Below are 16,194 nucleotides of genomic sequence, written 5' to 3'. Positions count from 1 at the left end.
AGGGACACGCGGGCGCGGATAAGGGCCCGTCCCAGGCCTGGGGGCGGGCCCTTATCCGTCTGCGGTGAGCGCTACTCCTCGATCATCAGGCCTCTGCGGAGCCGGACGAGTGTGCGCGACAGCAGCCGGGAGACATGCATCTGGGAGATGCCCAGCTCATCACCGATCTCCGATTGCGTCATATTCGCCACGAAGCGCAGGGAGAGAATCTTCCGGTCGCGCGGCGAGAGATCCGCGATGAGGGGTTTGAGGGATTCGACGTATTCGATGCCCTCAAGGCCGTGATCCTCATAGCCGATGCGGTCCGCGAGCGCGCCCTCGGTGTCGTCCTCTTCCGGCTGGGCGTCCAGCGAACTCGCGGTGTACGCGTTGCTCGCGGCCATGCCCTCGATGACCTCGGCGGTGGTGATGTCCAGCCGCTCGGCCAACTCGGCGGCGGTCGGGGCGCGGTCCAGTCGCTGGGCCAGTTCGTCGCCGGCCTTGGCCAGGTCGAGCCGCAGCTCCTGAAGCCGCCTGGGGACCCGCACCGACCAACTGGTGTCCCGGAAGAAGCGCTTGATCTCGCCGATGATGGTCGGCATGGCGAAGGTGGGGAACTCGACGCCGCGGCTGAGCTGGAAGCGGTCGATGGCCTTGATGAGGCCGATGGTCCCGACCTGGACGATGTCCTCCATGGGCTCGCTGCGCGAGCGGAAGCGGGAGGCGGCGAACTTGACCAGGGCCAGGTTGAGCTCGACCAGGGTGTTGCGGACGTACGCGTATTCGTGCGTGCCTTCTTCGAGGATTTCGAGCCGCTCGAAGAGGGTCTTGGACAGCGCCCGCGCGTCTACCGGCCCTACCGTTTCATACGGCGGGATCTCGGGTAGATCGGCCAGTTCGGGCAGATCCTCGAAAGAAAGACCGGTGACCGTAGGGCCATCCGGGCCGGAAGTGAACTGTTGCGGCGGGGGTGTCGACGAGGCGGTGAGCCGAGTGTCCTGAGTGGTCCGAGTGGTCACAGAGGAATCGGTGCGCGATTCGTCGAGCCGGGGTGACATAAGTCTCCTCCCTCATTCTCGGCATATGGCTGCCGATGCCATTACGACTGCTGCGGTTTGCGGCGCCTCCAAAGCCGGCCGTGGCGGGTGTGTCTCTCTACGCCTACCCGGATTCACCTGCAAGTGGCAAGTCCAACTTGTCCGTGTTTGGCGAAGTATGTGGATTGTTCGGGTACCGGAGGCCGTGGAGAAGGCGTAATGTTCGACACGCGCAATCGAAAGCAACGAGACGCCAGAAGAGGTGCGCACATGGACCGCCAGATGGTCGGCAGCGCAAGCAAGGGCCGACTACGGGTCGAGGTTCGGCACCACGGGGCGAGCGCGGTCGTGACACCGGCGGGTGAGCTGGATCACCACACCGCCGAGGCGTTGCGAGAACCGCTCGAGGCCTGCGTGGAGGAGGGGCATGCGCGGCTGGTCGTGGACTGTTCCAGGCTGGAGTTCTGCGATTCCACCGGGCTCAATGTCCTCCTCGGCGCCCGCCTGAAGGCCGAGGCGGAGGGCGGCGCGGTCCATCTGGTGGCCATGCGGCCGGTCGTGGCGCGCGTGTTCGAGATCACGGGGGCGGAGGCCGTCTTCACGGTGCACGACTCCCTGGACGCGGCGCTCGTCGAGTAGCGCGGGCTCTTCCTGTTTCCGTGTTTCCCGGGGGCATCTCCGACACGTCATGGATGCGTAGTCCGCGTCACACGAGACGTTCGGAGGAAGTGGGTGTTCTCACGCTTTCGTCGGGCAGGAGACAGGCTGAAACTGTTGAAAAGATCAGGTATTCCTTGTCCCTGAATCGGTGAATCGGTGAGGTGAAGCCGCTGATGAGCACCACCCGGCCGTACCCGCCGGGCGACCGTGGCCCGGAGCCGGACGGCCCCGCTGCTTCGGCCACCCCGACGGCGACCCCACCCGTCGGGCCCATCCGCCAGACCCGCAGGCTCCACCTGATCGGGGCCAGCGGCGCGGTGCCGCGCGCTCGCGACTTCACTCGCGAGGCGCTGCGCGACTGGGGCTGGCTCCCGGCGGTGACGGCCGATCAGCGGGCCGCCGCCGAGGACGTCCTGCTCGTCGTCTCCGAACTCGTCACCAACGCCTGTTTGCACGCCGACGGGCCCGAGGAGCTGCGCGTCAGCTGCTCGGCGAAGGTGCTGCGGCTCGAAGTGGTGGACCTCGGCTCGGGCACCCCCGCCCCCCGCACCCCGCACCGCGCGGGCCGCCCCGGCGGACACGGCATGTTTATCGTGCAGCGGCTCTGCCTCGACTGGGGGGTCGTACGGAACCCCGACGGCGCCGGCAAGACGGTCTGGGCCGAACTCGCCGCTCCCTCCTGACGACTGGGGTCCCCTCCCTGCCCGGCGGCCTGCGCGGGCCCGCGCAGGCCCTGGTTTCCACATCTTCACCCGCTTCGCGTCGAACCGGCGCGTACTTTGTCTTCCCTCCATAAGGTCCCCGGCGTACTGTCAGCGCCCGATCTGATGTGTCGTCAGTAACATTCGGCTGCGGCACTTGACGAGAGGGGATCTCGAGGTGTCCCACACACAACGCCACCCCGCCGGCCGTGGCGCAGCCCTCGCACTCACCGCGGCCGTGGCCGGCTCGGCGGTACTCCTCACCGCCCCGGCCGCGCGGGCCGTCACCGTGGACGTCAACTACAAGTGCCAGACGCCGATCGGTGACAAGAGCGCCGTGTCGCCCATCGACATCAAGGCCGTGAAGAGCGGCAGCGCGTACAAGCTCACCATGTCCTTCCAGAAGGGCGTCTCCTCCAGCCCCGTCGAGCTGGGCAAGGGGGCCATGCACCCGAGCGCGCTCATCAAGCTCGGCGGCGCGGAGAGTGGGACGCTCAAGGTCGCCGGGCCCCCCAACGCCGAGGCCATCCCCGCCAACACCCCGATCAAAATCACCGACTTGACGGGCGACTACACCCCGAAGAAGAACGGGAAGGTCACCTTCACCGCCTCCACCCTCACCATCAAGGCGCTGGGCACCACCACGACCTGCACGCCGGGCAACAGCCCGGGGCCCTCGCTGACCCTGGACGTCACGGGCGCGGGCGGCTCGGGCGGCACGAGCGGCAGTACGGACGGCGGCACGGGCGGCACAGGCGGTACGGGCGGATCCGGAACCAGCGGCACCGGCGGCACCAGCGGTGCGCAGAGCTCCTCCGGCGGCAGCCTTCCGCAGACCGGACCGGCGGACTCCGCGCTCGCCCTCGGCACGCTCGGCGCCACGGTGGTTCTCGCCGGAGCGGCCGGAACGCTCTGGCTGACCCGACGCGGGCGCACGCGCCGCGCGTAGGGGCGCCGGCCGGACACCGGGCCGGGCCGGGCCCGCCGCCGCCCCGCGGTCAGGCACGAGCACGAGCACCAGCACCAGCACTCAAGGAGCCGCCGATGCCGTCTCGTATCCGCGCAGCGTGGACGGTCGCCGCCGTGCCCGCCCTCGCCACCGCCCTGCTCGCCGCCGCGCCGCTCACCGCGCCCGCCACGGCCGCCGGGCCGGACTGGTCCGCGCGCCCCGCGGCCGGCGGCGCGGGCGGGCCGGGCGCCGACGACCGGCCGTACTTCTATCTGGAGGGCGGGCCGGGCAGCGCGCTCCGGGACCGGCTCTCGGTCGTCAACCACGGCAAGCGGCCCCGTACCGTCCAACTCCGCGCCGCGGACGCCGCTTCCGACGGCGCGTGGATCGCGCTCGCCGCCAAGCGGGTCACGGTCCCGGCCCGCACCCGCGCCGACGTCCCCTTCACCCTCACCGTCCCGCCCGAGACGCCGCCCGGCGACCACCCCGGCGCCATCGTCGTCTCCGGCGGCGGCCACGAGGTGCGGGTACCGGTGTATCTGCGGGTCGGCGGGCGGACGCTGGCGGCGCTCTCCGTCGAGGACATGAAGGTGGTCAAGGCGGACGGCGGCGCCGCCATCCACTACGCGCTCGTCAACCGCGGCAACACCGTGCTGACGCCCCGGCTGGCGGTCCGCGCCGACGGGCTGTTGGGCGAGGTGCTGCGCCGGGACGCCCGCACGCTGCCCGTCCGACTGGCGCCGGGCCGCCGGGTGCGGCTCACCGAGAAGTGGCCGGGCGCGCCCGCCCTCGACTCGGTGGACGTCACCCTCACCGTCACCGCGGCGGGCGGCGCCCACGCCTCCGCCTCCGCCGACTACACCGCCGTGCCCCGGGGCGTCGTGGCCGGGGCGGCGGCCGTGGGTCTCGGCGCGGCCGGGGGCGGGAGCGCGTGGCTGCTGCTGCGGCGGCGTGGCCGTCACCGCCCGCCCGGCGTCCCCGGGACAGGCCCCACGGACGGCGGCGCGGACGGCGGCGCGGAGGGCGGCGCGCCCGTGGAACCCGCGCGGGAGACACGGGAACCGACAGGCACGGCGTCAGGAGCGAGGACGTGACAGGCCGTACGGACATCCAGCCGACCCCGCGCCCGGCGCCGAGGCCCCCCGGCGCGGCCCCCCGCGGACACCGCCCGCTCGCCGCGCTGTTGGCCGTGCTCGCGCTCGTCGTGCTGGCGCTCGGCGCGCCGCCGCAGGTCCGGGCCTTCGCGGCCGACGGACCGACCGCGACGGTGTCGAAGGAGGAGGCGGGCGCGGGGGGTTCGGTCACCGTGAGCGGCCGGGGGTGGCGGCCCCGCGCACTGCTCATGATGCTCATCTGCGGACAGAACATGATCGGCGGCACCAACTCCTGCGCCAATTCCGACGGCAGAGCGGTCACCACCGATGCTCAGGGCGCCTTCAGCAAGAAGCTGCCGGTCGCCGAGCCGCCCGAGCCGTGCCCCTGCGTCATCCATGTGGCGACCGTCACCGGCGAAGCCGCCACCGTGGATGTGACGTTCCGCGTCGCGGGGCATCCGGTCGAGCCGCTGCCGGAGCGGGAGGGGACCGGGGGCGAGCGGCTGCGGGCGCTGTCCGCGCGGCTCGACGGTTCGAGCGGGCTGCTCACCTGGTTCGGCGCGCCACCGCAGCGGCGTCTGGTGGTCACCGTCGCCAACCTCGGCTCCACCCCGGCCCGCGACCCGGTCTTCCAGGTGGGCACCTCGCACGGCGTGTTCGCTCCCTCCTGGGAGGAGCAGCAGTGGCGGGGGACCCTAGCGGCCGGGAAGAAGGCACAGGTCGAGCTCCCCGTCGAGCTGTCGGCGGGCGCGCACGGCGACTATCAGGTGTCGCTCAGGTACGGCGGGAAGGTGCTGGTCGAGCAGGAGTGGACGGTGGGGCGGCCGTGGGGCGTCACGCTCTTCTGGATCCTGCTGTGCGTGGTGGTCCCGGCGGCGGTCTTCCGCATCGGCATGGCCGTCGTGGACAAGGTGCGCCCGCGTACGGCGGTGGTCAGCGGGCGCGGTGGCCGCCGCCGCCCGGTACGGCGGTGGCCGCTGCGTAACCGGCGCACCCGCCGGCCGCCGTCCAGGTCCCCGGCCCCGGCGGAGAGCGAGGGTGGCGGCGCGCTGCCCTGGTTCACCCCGGACACCCTGCCGGGCAGCTCACTGCCTCAGCCGAAAGGCACAGAGCGAACAGAGCGAACAGAGCGACAACTTTCCGCACCGTCCCAGGAGAACCGACCGACCCCGAAAGGAACGACGTGAGTACGCAACGAAGAGTGGGCGCGGCAGCGGTCGCGCTGCTGCTCGGCGGTGCGGGCGTGCTGATGGGCGCGGGCACCGCACGGGCGGCCGAGGTCTCGTACGCGACCGAGTGTCTGCCGCCGCCGATCTCCGGCCTGCCTCCGGTGGAGGGCACCACGACGGTGGAGGTGCAGGCCCCGGCGACGGCGAAGGTCGGCGACGAGGTCGAGGTGGTCTGGAAGACGGTGCAGGCCGCCTCCAAGAACCTGCCGATCCTCGACATCGAGGAGAACACCGTCAAGCCGACCGGCACCCTCACGGTGGGTGGCGCGCAGACGGGCGCGCTGGCCATGGAGGGGCCGCGGGAGAACCCGGTGATCCCCAAGGACAGCGTGATGAAGCTGTCCGACATGAAGGGCACGCTCAAACTGACGAAGGCGGGGGAGGTGACACTGACCCCGGGCGCGTACAACATCAACATCAGCAAGCCGCTGTCCACGGACACCGCGTGTTCGGCGAAGGAGGCGGTCAAGGCCGCGGCCACCATCAAGGTGACGGACGGCGGCTCCACCACGACGGGCGGCTCGACCACCGGCGGTAACACAACAGGCGGCACCACGACCGGCGGCACCACCACGGGCGGCACCACGACGGGTGGGAACACCACCGGGGGCACCACAACAGGTGGTAACACCACGGGCGGTAACACCACCGGCGGCACCACCACGGGCGGCGGCGGTGGCGGCGACTCGTACACCGGCAAGGAGGTCCAGGTCGCCTACGCCTGCAAGACCCCCATCGGCGACAAGAACGCCACCTCCCCGGTCCGCATCGACGCCGTCAAGAAGAGCGGCAGCTTCGACCTGACCGTCAAGTTCGGCAAGTCCGTCATGGACAGCCCGGTCGACATCCCCGCGGACTCGGTCAAGCCGTCGATGGCCGTCAAGGTCGGCGGCGCGGACAAGGGCACGGTCGCGGTGGAGGGCCCGACCAACAAGGAGGCCATCAAAGCAGGCGCCCCGATCGAGATCCCCGACCTCACCGGCAGCTACAAGCCCGGCGGGAGCGGCAAGTCGACGCTCACCCCCGGGGTGCTCACGGTCAACGCGCTCGGTACGAAGACCGTCTGCACCCCCGCCAGTGGCACCCAGGCCTCGCTCGAGCTGGACACCACGGCCCAGCCGGGCGGCACCTCGGGCGGCGACAGCGGTTCCAGCGGCAGCGGCACCAGCGGTACCAGCGGCTCCACGTCCGGCGGTGGCACCTCCACCAGCGGCGGGCTTGCCGAGACCGGGGCGAGCGACCACGGCGGCCTCAAGGCCCTCGGGCTGGTGGCCGGCACGGCCATCCTGCTCGGCGCCGCCGTCTTCACCCTGACCCCCTGGCGCAGACTGCGCGGCACACGCTGACGCACGGCGCGTACGCGAGGGGCCCGGCGCGATCACCCGCGCCGGGCCCCTCACTCATCCACGGCGTCTCAGTGGACGTCGGCCATCAGTCGCACGACCTTCTTGCGCGAGAGATAGATCGCGACACCGGCCGCCGCGGCCGCCGCCGCCTCCAGCGCGATGATCCCCACGCCGCTCAGGTCGACCCCAGCGATGGACAGCAGGCCCGTGACGCAGTCGCCGGCGGTGACGGCCAGGAACCACACGCCCATCATCTGGCTCGCGTACTTCGCGGGCGCCATCTTGGTGGTCACCGAGAGCCCCACGGGCGACAGGCACAGCTCGCCCATGGTCTGGATCAGATAGATCGACACCAGCCACATCGGGCTGACCTTCGCACCGTCCGAGGCCATCCCCATCGGGACCATGAAGACGAAGAAGGACGCGCCGATCAGCAGCAGGGCCAGGGCGAACTTCGCCATGGTGCCCGGCTCCCGGCTGCGCCGCGCCAGGGCCAGCCAGGCCCAGGCGAAGACCGGCGCCAGCGCCATCACCATCAGCGGGTTCACCGACTGGAACCAGGACGACGGGAAGTGCAGGCCGAAGATCGTGTCGGCGGTCTTGGTCTCGCCGAAGGCGGACATCGTCGAGCCGCCCTGGTCGTAGATCATCCAGAAGACGGCCGCGGCCACGAAGAACCAGATGTAGCCGCTGACCTTGGTCTGCTCGACCGGTGTGAGCTCCTTGTCGCGCTTGATGCGGACCAGCACCCCGGTGGGGATGATCAGACCCAGGATGGTGATCGGCACCAGCGCCCAGTTGAGCGTCCAGTGGCCGGTGGCCACCACCACGGTGTAGAAGACCGCCGCGACGGCCAGCCAGATCAGGCCCTTGCGCAGCCAGGCGTTGCGCTCGGCGACCGCCAGCGGGGTCGGCACCACGCTGCTGCGCGGGCTCAGATGGCGGGTGCCGACCAGGAACTGGATCAGGCCGAGCCCCATGCCCACCGCGGCGAGCGCGAAGCCCAGGTGCCAGCTGTACTGCTGGCCGATGGTGCCGATCACCAGCGGGGCGGCGAAGGCACCGAGGTTGATGCCCATGTAGAAGATCGTGAAGCCGCCGTCCCGGCGCGGGTCGGACGGGCCGTCGTAGAGGTGGCCGACCATCGTGGAGATGTTGGCCTTCAGCAGCCCCGAGCCCAGGGCGACCAGCGCCAGACCGGCGAAGAACGTCGCCTGGCCGGGCACGGCGAGCGCCAGGTGGCCGGCCATGATGATGCCCGCCGCGACGGCGACCGTCTTGCGCGGGCCCCAGACGCGGTCGCCGAACCAGCCGCCCGGCATCGCGAGCAGATAGACCATGGCCAGGTACACCGAGTAGATGGCCACCGCGTTGCCCTGCGTCAGCTCCAGGCCGCCGCCCTGGCTGCCGGCCTTGGCGTCCGGGCCCCCGGCGATCAGGTAGAGGACCAGCAGGGCCCGCATGCCGTAGAAGCTGAAGCGCTCCCACATCTCGGTCATGAAGAGAGTGGCCAGGCCGCGGGGGTGGCCGAAGAAGGTCTTGCCGCCGTCGGCAGGGGTTCCCTGCCTGGCCGCGCCCTTCGTCTGGCTGGACGCCATGGTGGTTCCTTGATGTGCTCATGCCCGGGCGGGGTGCCGCACGAGGGCGTGCCCGGTGGGGGGTGGCGGCCGTGTGTCGGACCGGCAGAGCAGATGGCTGCGGCCCCGTACACGACGAGGACCTTCGGCGCTGCGTTTACGGCCAAAGGTCCCGAAAAGTTGCTACGGACTCCGTGTCACCATACGACACGCCATGCACGACAATGACCGTATTGAGAGATAGCTCACGCGTGCCGTGTGCAACCTTTTGTGCTTCGGCCGTAGTCCCGTGCGCGCCCCGTGCGCGAACCTGGTCGGACTACCATCACCCCATGACCCGAGTACTGCTCGCCGAGGATGACGCGTCCATCTCGGAGCCGCTCGCCCGCGCCCTGCGCCGCGAAGGATACGAGGTCGAGGTGCGGGAGGACGGACCGACCGCGCTCGACGCCGGGCTGCAAGGAGGCGTCGACCTGCTCGTCCTCGACCTGGGCCTGCCGGGCATGGACGGCCTGGAGGTCTGCCGCCGTCTGCGTACGGAGGGCCACGGCTTCCCCGTCCTGGTGCTCACCGCGCGCGCGGACGAGGTGGACACGGTGGTCGGCCTCGACGCCGGCGCCGACGACTATGTCACCAAGCCGTTCCGCCTCGCCGAGCTGCTGGCCCGGGTGCGGGCCCTGCTGCGGCGCGGTGCCGTGGAGACGCAGGCGCAGCAGCCGGCCACCCACGGGGTGCGCATCGACGTCGAGTCGCACCGCGCCTGGATGGGTGACGAGGAGCTCCAGCTGACCGCCAAGGAATTCGATCTGCTGCGGGTCCTGGTCCGGGACGCGGGGCGGGTCGTCACCCGCGACCAGCTGATGCGCGAGGTGTGGGACACCACCTGGTGGTCGTCCACCAAGACCCTCGACATGCACATCTCCTGGCTGCGCAAGAAGCTCGGCGACGACGCGGCCAACCCCCGGTACATCGCCACCGTGCGCGGGGTCGGGTTCCGATTCGAGAAAAGCTGAGCAAAGCCGAGAGACATCCCCAGCGTGACACGGTAGGGCTATGCGCCGTCGTTTGATCAATTCCACGCTCGCCGTGGTGCTCGTCGTCATCGCCGTCTTCGGTCTTTCCCTGGTCATCGTGGAGACCCGGACCATCGAGGACAGCGCCCAGGAGAGCGTCGAATCGGACGCGGTGCGTCTGGTCAGCATCGTCGACAGCAGACTGCTGGGCGGCGAGGGGGTGACCCCCACGGTGCTGCGGGAGCAGATCGAGCCGGGCCGCTACGCCCTGATCAGGATCCCGGGCCACGATGTGGTGGAGATCGGCCGGCGCCCGACCGGCAGCGTCATCTCCGCCAAGGAGAAGGGCGAACAGGGCGAGACGGTGCTGGTCGAGGCGTCGCGCTCGACCGTCAGCCAGGAGATCGGCCGCACCATGCTGATCATCCTGGCGGTGGCGTTGCTCGCCGTGCTCGCCGCCGTCTTCCTCGCCGTACGGCAGGCCCACCGGCTCTCCGCCCCGCTCACCGACCTCGCCGAGACCGCCGAGCGGCTGGGCTCGGGGGACCCGCGCCCCCGCCACCGGCGCTATGGGGTGCCGGAGCTGGACCGGGTCGCCGATGTGCTCGACTCGAGCGCCGAGCGGATCGCCCGGATGCTCACCGCCGAGCGCCGGCTGGCCGCCGACGCCTCGCACCAGCTGCGTACGCCGCTGACCGCGCTGTCCATGCGGCTGGAGGAGATCACGCTCACCGACGACCCGGAGACGGTCAAGGAGGAGGCCCAGATCGCGCTGGCCCAGGTGGAGCGGCTCACTGACGTCGTCCAGCGGCTGCTGACCAATTCGCGGGACCCGCGGACCGGCTCCGCGGTCGCCTTCGACCTGGACGAGGTGGTCAAGCAGCAGATCGAGGAGTGGCGCCCGGCCTCGCGCAGCGAGGGCCGCGCCATCGTGCGCTCCGGGAAGAAGGGGCTGCGGGCGGTAGGCACCCCGGGGGCCGTCGCCCAGGTGCTGGCCACGCTGATCGAGAACTCGCTGATGCACGGTGACGGCACGGTCGCGCTCCGCACCCGCGTGACCGGCAACCAGGCGGTGGTCGAGGTGTCCGACGAGGGGCCCGGCGTGCCGCCCGACCTGGGCGCGCGGGTCTTCGAGCGCACGGTCAGCGGGCGCAACTCCACGGGTCTTGGGCTCGCCGTCGCCCGCGACCTCGCGGAGGCGGACGGCGGCCGTCTGGAGCTGCTCCAGCAGCACCCGCCGGTCTTCGCGCTCTTCCTGAGCCGCGAGGGCGACGCCGGGCGCGAGGGCGCCGCTTCCTGACTACTTCCTGACCGTCCGGTCGGGCGCCTCGGAGAGGAAGGACTCGGCCGTCTCCACCGCCTCCTTGGCGGGCAGCGCGCGGAACACCCAGGTGCGGTAGGACCAGAACCGGAAGAGCGTGGCGATGCCGATGCCGAGGAACTTGAACACGTTGTTCTGGAGCTGGCTGTCCCAGCCGAACCCGTACGTGGCCGTGTAGAGCACGCCGTTCTCGATGATCAGGCCGACCGCGCTGAACAGCAGAAAGAGGGTGAGTTCCTTGGTGCGCCCCTGCTTGTCGCGGTCCCGGTAGGTGAAGTACCGGAACCCGACGTAGTTGAAGACGATGGCGACGATGGTCGCCGCGATGCTGGCCCGCACCGTGGGCAGCTCGGTGACATGGCTGATCAGGTTGAAGACGCCGAGGTTGACGAGGACGCCGGCCCCGCCGACGGCTCCGAACTTGAGGATCTCATGGGTGAGTTGATCCACTCGTGCGCGCAGCCTGCCGAACATGCGCTGTTCACTCATGGCGACTTCTCAGCCCCGTCCGATCGCATCGACAACATCGCCCCATGCTAACCAGCGGGCGGGGCGCCCGCCTGCCGGTGCCCCCGAACCGGCCCTTTCTCATCGGTCGCCGCGGGTCCGTACCCGCAGCTCCAGCACCGCGGCCACCGCTTCCAGCCACCGCGCCACCGTCTCGTCCTCCGCCACGCCCTTCGCCAGCGGCACGGCCGCCCCCAGCCAGTCGCGCGCCAAGGCGCCCGCCTCGCCCCCGGGGAGCGGCTCGGGCAGTTCGGAGGCCATCCGGGTGCCCCCGCGCCGCACCACCTCCCCGAGGTAGGCGACCGACCGCGGCAGCACCCCCAGCCGCTCCGCCCCGAGCGCGGCGGCGATCGCCCCGTCCCCGAAGAGCGCGGTGCGGTGGGCGCCGCCGAACATCAGCCCGTAGCGGATCATCAGGGGGACGTCGAGGGCGAGCAGCTCCTCGTCGGACATGTTCTGGTGTGTCATGGTGCTGGTCACTTCGGCAGACTGTATTCGTAGGCGTCCGGCAGGCGTTTGTCCGAGGCCTTGTCCATGTGGTTGTTGATGAAGTCGTCCTCGCTGATCCAGGTGGTGAACCCCCAGGGGTTGTAGACCTCCAGCTTGTCGCCCTCATGGCCCACGATCATCATCGCGTGCCCCACCGGGACCCGCTCCCCGTCGACGGTGTCGAACCCCTGGACGCCGATCGGGACGGGCTTGCCCTCGTCCACCGCCTGCTCGATCAGCGGCAGGGCCGCGCGCCGGGAGTCCGCGGTGCGCACTTCGCGCTGCTCGTAGGAGGAGCCAGTGTGCGGCGCGATCTCGTCGTTGATGACCTTGTTCTTGCCGATGAGGTCCATGCCCCCGTCGGGGAGGGGACCGCCGTCGCCCTCCTTGTGGACCCGGGTCTGCTCGTCGAGCAGCCGCTTCTTGAACGCGGCGGGGCTGTCGTACGCCGGGTCGCCGGGGTGCCCGCCGGTGGTCAGCCGCAGCGTGTAGACGGGGTCGACCAGGGCGCGGGCGGTGACGGTGGACGAGGCCACGCAGGTCCCGCTCTTGTCGGGCTGCATCCACACCGCCCCCTTCGAACCGGGGACGTCGAACTCGGACGCCGAGTCGACGCCGACCCTGGTGTCCCCGCTGGTGTGGAACGGCGCGAGGTGTTCGCGCAGCCAGGTCGCGTCCCGGCCCTGGATGTCCTCGCCGAAGGACCGCAGCGTCTTGATGTCGTACCCGGCGGCCAGGGCCTTCATCAGATACGCGCTCTCCTGCGGGGACTTGGCGCGGGAGATCAGCCGGTCGAACTCGGCCTGGTCCTGCGCGCTCATCTTGTCCCTGAACTGCGCGGAGCGCTTGAGTTCGTTGGCGCTGAGGATCTCGTTGAGGTCCGCGGGGCCGCCCGGATCGGCCGCGTCGGCGATGACCAGCCGGTCCGCGTCGGTGAGGCCGCCGGCGGTGACCTTCCGGGTCCGGGCCTGTGCGGCCAGCTTGTTGAGCTTGTCCGCCGCCTTCTTTCCGCCCTCCTTGGCCCGGTCGTCCGCCTCCATCAGGTACGTGATGCCGTCGAGGGTGGCCTTCTTGGCTTCCAGGAGCTGTTCGCGATCGCTGAACATGCCGCACAGCGACTTCCCGTAGTCCAGCGCGACGCGCGCGTACTCGTCCGTCGCCTGCGCCGCCCCGATGTCGATGGCCAGCTGCCGCAGCACCGGCACGGCCTCCCGGAGCTTTTCGGCCGTCTCGTCGGTGGTGCGCGAGGCGGCGCCCACGACCTCGCTCGCCTTCTCCCCGGCCGTGCCCACCCACACCGCGGGCAGTCCGGCCTTCGCCACCTTTCCCAGGTCGCCCTGCGCTGACTCCAAGAGCTCCGCGGCCCGTGTGTAGCTCGCCGCGACGCCGTCGATGTGGTCCGGGTCACCGAAGGGCACGGGAGTGTCCCGTGCCTTGCCGATCGCGTCGGACAGATCCGAGCAGAACCCGATCGCCGCGAAGCCCGTGTCCTCGAACTTCAGGGACTTCACGTGCTTGTGCAGCGCGTCCAGCTTCTGCTGCTTGGTCTGATCCTGCGACTTGTGCTGCGTTTTGTCGTGCCCGGCCATGTGCGCTGCGCCTCTCAGGGGTTCTGCGAGAAGCGGTCGATGGCGCTGAACTCGCTCTTTCTGGCGAGGTCGGTTCCGCGATACGCCCTCGAACTGACGCCGATCTTCTTCTGGAGCTCGCGCACCGCGCCCTCAAGGGTCTTGCACTCGGCGATCCAGGCGTCGGAGAAGTCGTTGAAGGCGGGCGCGGCCCCGTACTCGCCGAAGTGCATCAGGGAGGAGGGCAGTTCGAGCAATCCGCCGAATCCGGGGAGCCCGCCCTCGTCACCCTTCTCCAGCAGCTCCTTGGCCGCCTTGATGTCATCGGCGGCGAGCCCCAGGCGCTCCCCCTGGCTGAGCGCGCCGCCGTGTTGGATGCCGAGGTCCTTGTCCTGCCCCATCAATGCCTCCCCCGAGGAAATGGACGCGGCGGGTCCGCGTCAAATACGGCCGAATCCTAACCATCGTGCCTGAGACCTGGACGGGCAGGTCACATGCGTCGCTCCCGGGGCGCCGGATCAGCGCACGGTCACCTGGTAGGTGACGGTGCGGGGAAGGGTGGGGGAGTAGCCACCTGCGGACTTGTCCGTGCCGAAGGAGTTGGCGAGGACGATCCGGGTCTGTCCGGCCTTCACTGCCTCGAAGGTGAAGTACTTGGTGGAGCCCCCGCCGACCAGTTCCTTCTCGCGGGCGGTCTGGTACGAACTCTCGCCGGCCTTGCGCAGCACCGCCGCGGACGGGCCGGGCTCGGCCAGGCTCCAGTCGGCGCGCGCGGAGATGTTCTGCCGCATGGCGATCGAGAACCGCTCGCCGCTCTTGACGGTGATCGGGCCCTCGGTGCGGTCCAGGTCCTTGGAGTAGGCCGGGTCCTGGTGGACGGTGCCGAGACCGGTGGGCTCGGGGTCGGCGGATGGCGAGGGGGAGGAGGTGGGGGAGGACGAGGCCGAGGTCGGCTTGGCGTGCTCGCTGGGCGTGGCCGTGTCCTGGCAGCCCGCGGCGCAGAGCGCGATGCCGGTCAGGAGCAGGGCGGAGGTGCGACGGGCGAAGGGGCTCATGATCACTTCGGTAGGTAGACGGAGTAGGCGGTCGGGTAATGACCGTTGGTCGTGTAGCCCATCCTGTTGTTGACGAAGTCGTCCTCGCTGATCCAGGTGGTGGTGCCCCATGGGTTGTAGACCTGGAGTCGGTCGCCCTCGTGCCCGACGATCATCATCGCGTGTTTGCCGGAGTAGCCCTTGACGTCGACCGGGACGGGCACGCCGTCGTCGACGTTCCGTTCGATCTCGGCCAGGGACGCCTGGCGCTCCGCGGTGTTGTCCAGCTTCCGCTCGGCGTAGTTGGCGCCGGTGTGGCCGCCCACCTCGACGTCGTTGACGTGCTGCTGGCCGTAGGGGTTCATGCCGCCGTCGGGCAGGGGATCGCCGCCGCCCTCCGCGTGGACGCGGTTCTGCTCCTGCTTGAGGCGGTCGGCGAACGCGGTGGGGTTGTCGTACGCGGGGTCGTCGGGGTGGCCGCCGGTCGTGAGGCGGAGGGCGTACAGGGGGTCGATCATCGCCCGTGCGTTGACGGTGGACGAGGCGACACAGGTCCCGTCCGGACCCTGGTCCCACTTGGCGCCCTGGTAGTTCACATAGTTGGTGCCGGATTCGGTGCTCTGGATGACGACAGGGGTGAGACGGTCGCTCAGCCACTGCGGGGACCGGCCGTGGATCTGCTGGGCGAAGCGGTCGATCTCCCGCACATCGTGCCCCGCGGCCAGGGCCTTCATCAGATACGCCCGCTCCTGCGGGGACTTGGCGGCGGACAGCAGCCGGTCGAACTCCGCCTTGTCGTGTGCGTTCATCTTGTCCATGAACTCGGAGGACCGCTTCAGCTCGTTGGCGGTGAGGATCTCGTTGAGATCGGCGGGCCCGCCGGGGGCCGCGGCGTCGGCGAGGACGAGCCGGTCGGCGTCGGTGAGCCCGTCGGCGGTGACCTTGCGGGCGCGGGCCTCGGACGCCAGCTTGGTGAGCGCCTTCTGGGCCTCGACGCCGGCCGCCTTGGCACGGCCGGCGGCCTCGCTCATATACGAGACGCCGTCGAGGACGGCCGTCTTCGCCCGGCGCAGCTCGTCGGCCGGCATGAGGAGGCCGCCGTTGTTCAGGATCGACGCCGCCGCGTTGAGCGCACTGACCCCGAAGTCGTGCTTCGACTGGGCCTCGCGGATGCCCTCGGACAGGGCCCGCAGCACGGGGACGGCCTCCTCGAACTTCTGGGCCATCTGATCGGCGGAGTACGAGGCGGCGCCCACGACCTCGCTCGCCTTCGCCCCCGCGGTGCCCACCCACACGGCGGGCAGCCCCTCCTTGGCGACCTTCTTCACATCGCCCTGAGCCCTGTCCACGATGGCGGCGGCCTGCCGGTAGCGCCCCGCGACGCCGTCGATGTGGTCCGGGCTGCCGTAGGGGGCCGAGAATTCCCGCGCCTCGGTGATCGCGTCGGCCAGGTCGTTGCGCGCCCTCATCGGGTCGTCGAAGGAATCGGGGTCCACCTGGATGGCCTGGACGCGCTTGTGCAGCTTGTTGAGGCCGTCCTGGTTGTCGGTGAACTTCTCTCGCAGTCTGCCCGTCGTCATTCGGCTTCCCCCCGTAGGACCTGCTCGGCAGGTCCATGTCGAATGCACGGAGATCATAACGTCGTGGAGGAACATCCAATAGATCCGCCGAGGCAGCCCCCCGGGGCCCC

Annotated in this window: 16 protein-coding genes; 8 read left to right on the top strand and 8 right to left on the bottom strand. The window is 70.6% G+C overall.

Features of this window, described 5'->3' with window-relative positions:
- Positions 1-71: 71 nt before the first annotated feature.
- Positions 72-1,037, bottom strand: a complete 966-nt coding sequence (locus ACH4S9_RS29190; RefSeq protein ID WP_311729403.1) for an RNA polymerase sigma factor SigF — start codon at positions 1,035-1,037, stop codon at positions 72-74.
- Positions 1,038-1,286: 249 nt separating this feature from the next.
- On the opposite strand from ACH4S9_RS29190, the gene ACH4S9_RS29185 reads away from it, so the two are divergent.
- From ACH4S9_RS29185 to ACH4S9_RS29160, 6 genes are all read left to right on the top strand, one after another.
- Entirely contained in the window at positions 1,287-1,655 is a 369-nt protein-coding gene (locus ACH4S9_RS29185; RefSeq protein WP_311729404.1) for an STAS domain-containing protein, read from the top strand.
- 194 nt (positions 1,656-1,849) lie between these two features.
- A complete protein-coding gene (locus ACH4S9_RS29180; RefSeq protein WP_311729405.1) occupies positions 1,850-2,359 on the top strand; it encodes an ATP-binding protein in 510 nt (169 codons plus the stop codon).
- A 196-nt stretch (positions 2,360-2,555) separates the two neighbouring features.
- Positions 2,556-3,326, top strand: a complete 771-nt coding sequence (locus tag ACH4S9_RS29175) for an LPXTG cell wall anchor domain-containing protein (protein WP_398374493.1) — start codon at positions 2,556-2,558, stop codon at positions 3,324-3,326.
- A 95-nt stretch (positions 3,327-3,421) separates the two neighbouring features.
- The gene (locus ACH4S9_RS29170) at positions 3,422-4,420 is read left to right on the top strand and encodes a hypothetical protein (protein ID WP_398374492.1); all 999 of its coding nucleotides are present in this window, start codon (positions 3,422-3,424) and stop codon (positions 4,418-4,420) included.
- On the top strand, positions 4,417-5,607 hold the full coding sequence (locus ACH4S9_RS29165) for a neocarzinostatin apoprotein domain-containing protein (RefSeq protein ID WP_398374491.1): 1,191 nt from the start codon (positions 4,417-4,419) through the stop codon (positions 5,605-5,607). The genes ACH4S9_RS29170 and ACH4S9_RS29165 overlap by 4 nt, the downstream gene beginning before the upstream one ends.
- A gap of 14 nt (positions 5,608-5,621) precedes the next feature.
- A complete protein-coding gene (locus tag ACH4S9_RS29160) occupies positions 5,622-6,995 on the top strand; it encodes a hypothetical protein (RefSeq protein ID WP_398374872.1) in 1,374 nt (457 codons plus the stop codon).
- Positions 6,996-7,063: 68 nt separating this feature from the next.
- On the opposite strand, the gene ACH4S9_RS29155 is transcribed toward ACH4S9_RS29160, so the two are convergent.
- Complete coding sequence (locus ACH4S9_RS29155; protein WP_311729409.1) at positions 7,064-8,593, bottom strand: oligopeptide:H+ symporter; 1,530 nt, start codon at positions 8,591-8,593, stop codon at positions 7,064-7,066.
- A 311-nt stretch (positions 8,594-8,904) separates the two neighbouring features.
- On the opposite strand from ACH4S9_RS29155, the gene ACH4S9_RS29150 reads away from it, so the two are divergent.
- Positions 8,905-9,585: a response regulator transcription factor gene (locus ACH4S9_RS29150; protein WP_014177112.1), complete on the top strand. Its 681-nt coding sequence runs from the start codon at positions 8,905-8,907 to the stop codon at positions 9,583-9,585.
- Between the two features lie 40 nt (positions 9,586-9,625).
- Positions 9,626-10,885: an ATP-binding protein gene (locus tag ACH4S9_RS29145; RefSeq protein WP_311729410.1), complete on the top strand. Its 1,260-nt coding sequence runs from the start codon at positions 9,626-9,628 to the stop codon at positions 10,883-10,885.
- Here ACH4S9_RS29145 and ACH4S9_RS29140 read toward each other — a convergent pair whose 3' ends face one another.
- From ACH4S9_RS29140 to ACH4S9_RS29115, 6 genes are all read right to left on the bottom strand, one after another.
- Complete coding sequence (locus ACH4S9_RS29140; RefSeq protein ID WP_311729411.1) at positions 10,886-11,395, bottom strand: GtrA family protein; 510 nt, start codon at positions 11,393-11,395, stop codon at positions 10,886-10,888.
- Positions 11,396-11,494: 99 nt separating this feature from the next.
- Positions 11,495-11,893, bottom strand: a complete 399-nt coding sequence (locus tag ACH4S9_RS29135) for a hypothetical protein (RefSeq protein ID WP_311729412.1) — start codon at positions 11,891-11,893, stop codon at positions 11,495-11,497.
- Positions 11,890-13,491, bottom strand: coding sequence for a peptidoglycan-binding protein (locus ACH4S9_RS29130; RefSeq protein ID WP_311729413.1), 1,602 nt, complete (start codon positions 13,489-13,491; stop codon positions 11,890-11,892). Before ACH4S9_RS29130 ends, ACH4S9_RS29135 begins: the two co-directional genes overlap by 4 nt.
- Positions 13,492-13,505: 14 nt before the next feature.
- Positions 13,506-13,871 carry a hypothetical protein gene (locus tag ACH4S9_RS29125; RefSeq protein ID WP_311729414.1) on the bottom strand — a complete coding sequence of 122 codons (366 nt, stop codon included), beginning with the start codon at positions 13,869-13,871 and terminating at the stop codon, positions 13,506-13,508.
- Between the two features lie 117 nt (positions 13,872-13,988).
- A complete protein-coding gene (locus ACH4S9_RS29120; protein ID WP_398374490.1) occupies positions 13,989-14,525 on the bottom strand; it encodes a protease inhibitor I42 family protein in 537 nt (178 codons plus the stop codon).
- Between the two features lie 2 nt (positions 14,526-14,527).
- The gene (locus tag ACH4S9_RS29115) at positions 14,528-16,084 is read right to left on the bottom strand and encodes a peptidoglycan-binding protein (RefSeq protein WP_398374489.1); all 1,557 of its coding nucleotides are present in this window, start codon (positions 16,082-16,084) and stop codon (positions 14,528-14,530) included.
- Positions 16,085-16,194: the final 110 nt, after the last annotated feature.

Origin of the sequence: Streptomyces sp. NPDC021225, from assembly GCF_044332865.1 — a bacterium.
In the GTDB taxonomy this organism is placed as follows: domain Bacteria; phylum Actinomycetota; class Actinomycetes; order Streptomycetales; family Streptomycetaceae; genus Streptomyces.
Note: the sequence above shows the minus strand (reverse complement) of the source record. Positions and strands in the feature narration are given on the sequence as shown.

Excerpts from the sequence above, each read along its gene's own strand:
- ACH4S9_RS29145 (WP_311729410.1), top strand. The coding sequence starts at position 9,626 with ATGCGCCGTCGTTTGATCAATTCCACGCTCGCCGTGGTGCTCGTCGTC.
- ACH4S9_RS29140 (WP_311729411.1), bottom strand. The coding sequence starts at position 11,395 with ATGAGTGAACAGCGCATGTTCGGCAGGCTGCGCGCACGAGTGGATCAA.
- ACH4S9_RS29115 (WP_398374489.1), bottom strand. The coding sequence starts at position 16,084 with ATGACGACGGGCAGACTGCGAGAGAAGTTCACCGACAACCAGGACGGC.
- ACH4S9_RS29150 (WP_014177112.1), top strand. The coding sequence starts at position 8,905 with ATGACCCGAGTACTGCTCGCCGAGGATGACGCGTCCATCTCGGAGCCG.
- ACH4S9_RS29130 (WP_311729413.1), bottom strand. The coding sequence starts at position 13,491 with ATGGCCGGGCACGACAAAACGCAGCACAAGTCGCAGGATCAGACCAAG.
- ACH4S9_RS29155 (WP_311729409.1), bottom strand. The coding sequence starts at position 8,593 with ATGGCGTCCAGCCAGACGAAGGGCGCGGCCAGGCAGGGAACCCCTGCC.
- ACH4S9_RS29125 (WP_311729414.1), bottom strand. The coding sequence starts at position 13,871 with ATGGGGCAGGACAAGGACCTCGGCATCCAACACGGCGGCGCGCTCAGC.
- ACH4S9_RS29185 (WP_311729404.1), top strand. The coding sequence starts at position 1,287 with ATGGACCGCCAGATGGTCGGCAGCGCAAGCAAGGGCCGACTACGGGTC.
- ACH4S9_RS29180 (WP_311729405.1), top strand. The coding sequence starts at position 1,850 with ATGAGCACCACCCGGCCGTACCCGCCGGGCGACCGTGGCCCGGAGCCG.
- ACH4S9_RS29170 (WP_398374492.1), top strand. The coding sequence starts at position 3,422 with ATGCCGTCTCGTATCCGCGCAGCGTGGACGGTCGCCGCCGTGCCCGCC.
- ACH4S9_RS29120 (WP_398374490.1), bottom strand. The coding sequence starts at position 14,525 with ATGAGCCCCTTCGCCCGTCGCACCTCCGCCCTGCTCCTGACCGGCATC.
- ACH4S9_RS29190 (WP_311729403.1), bottom strand. The coding sequence starts at position 1,037 with ATGTCACCCCGGCTCGACGAATCGCGCACCGATTCCTCTGTGACCACT.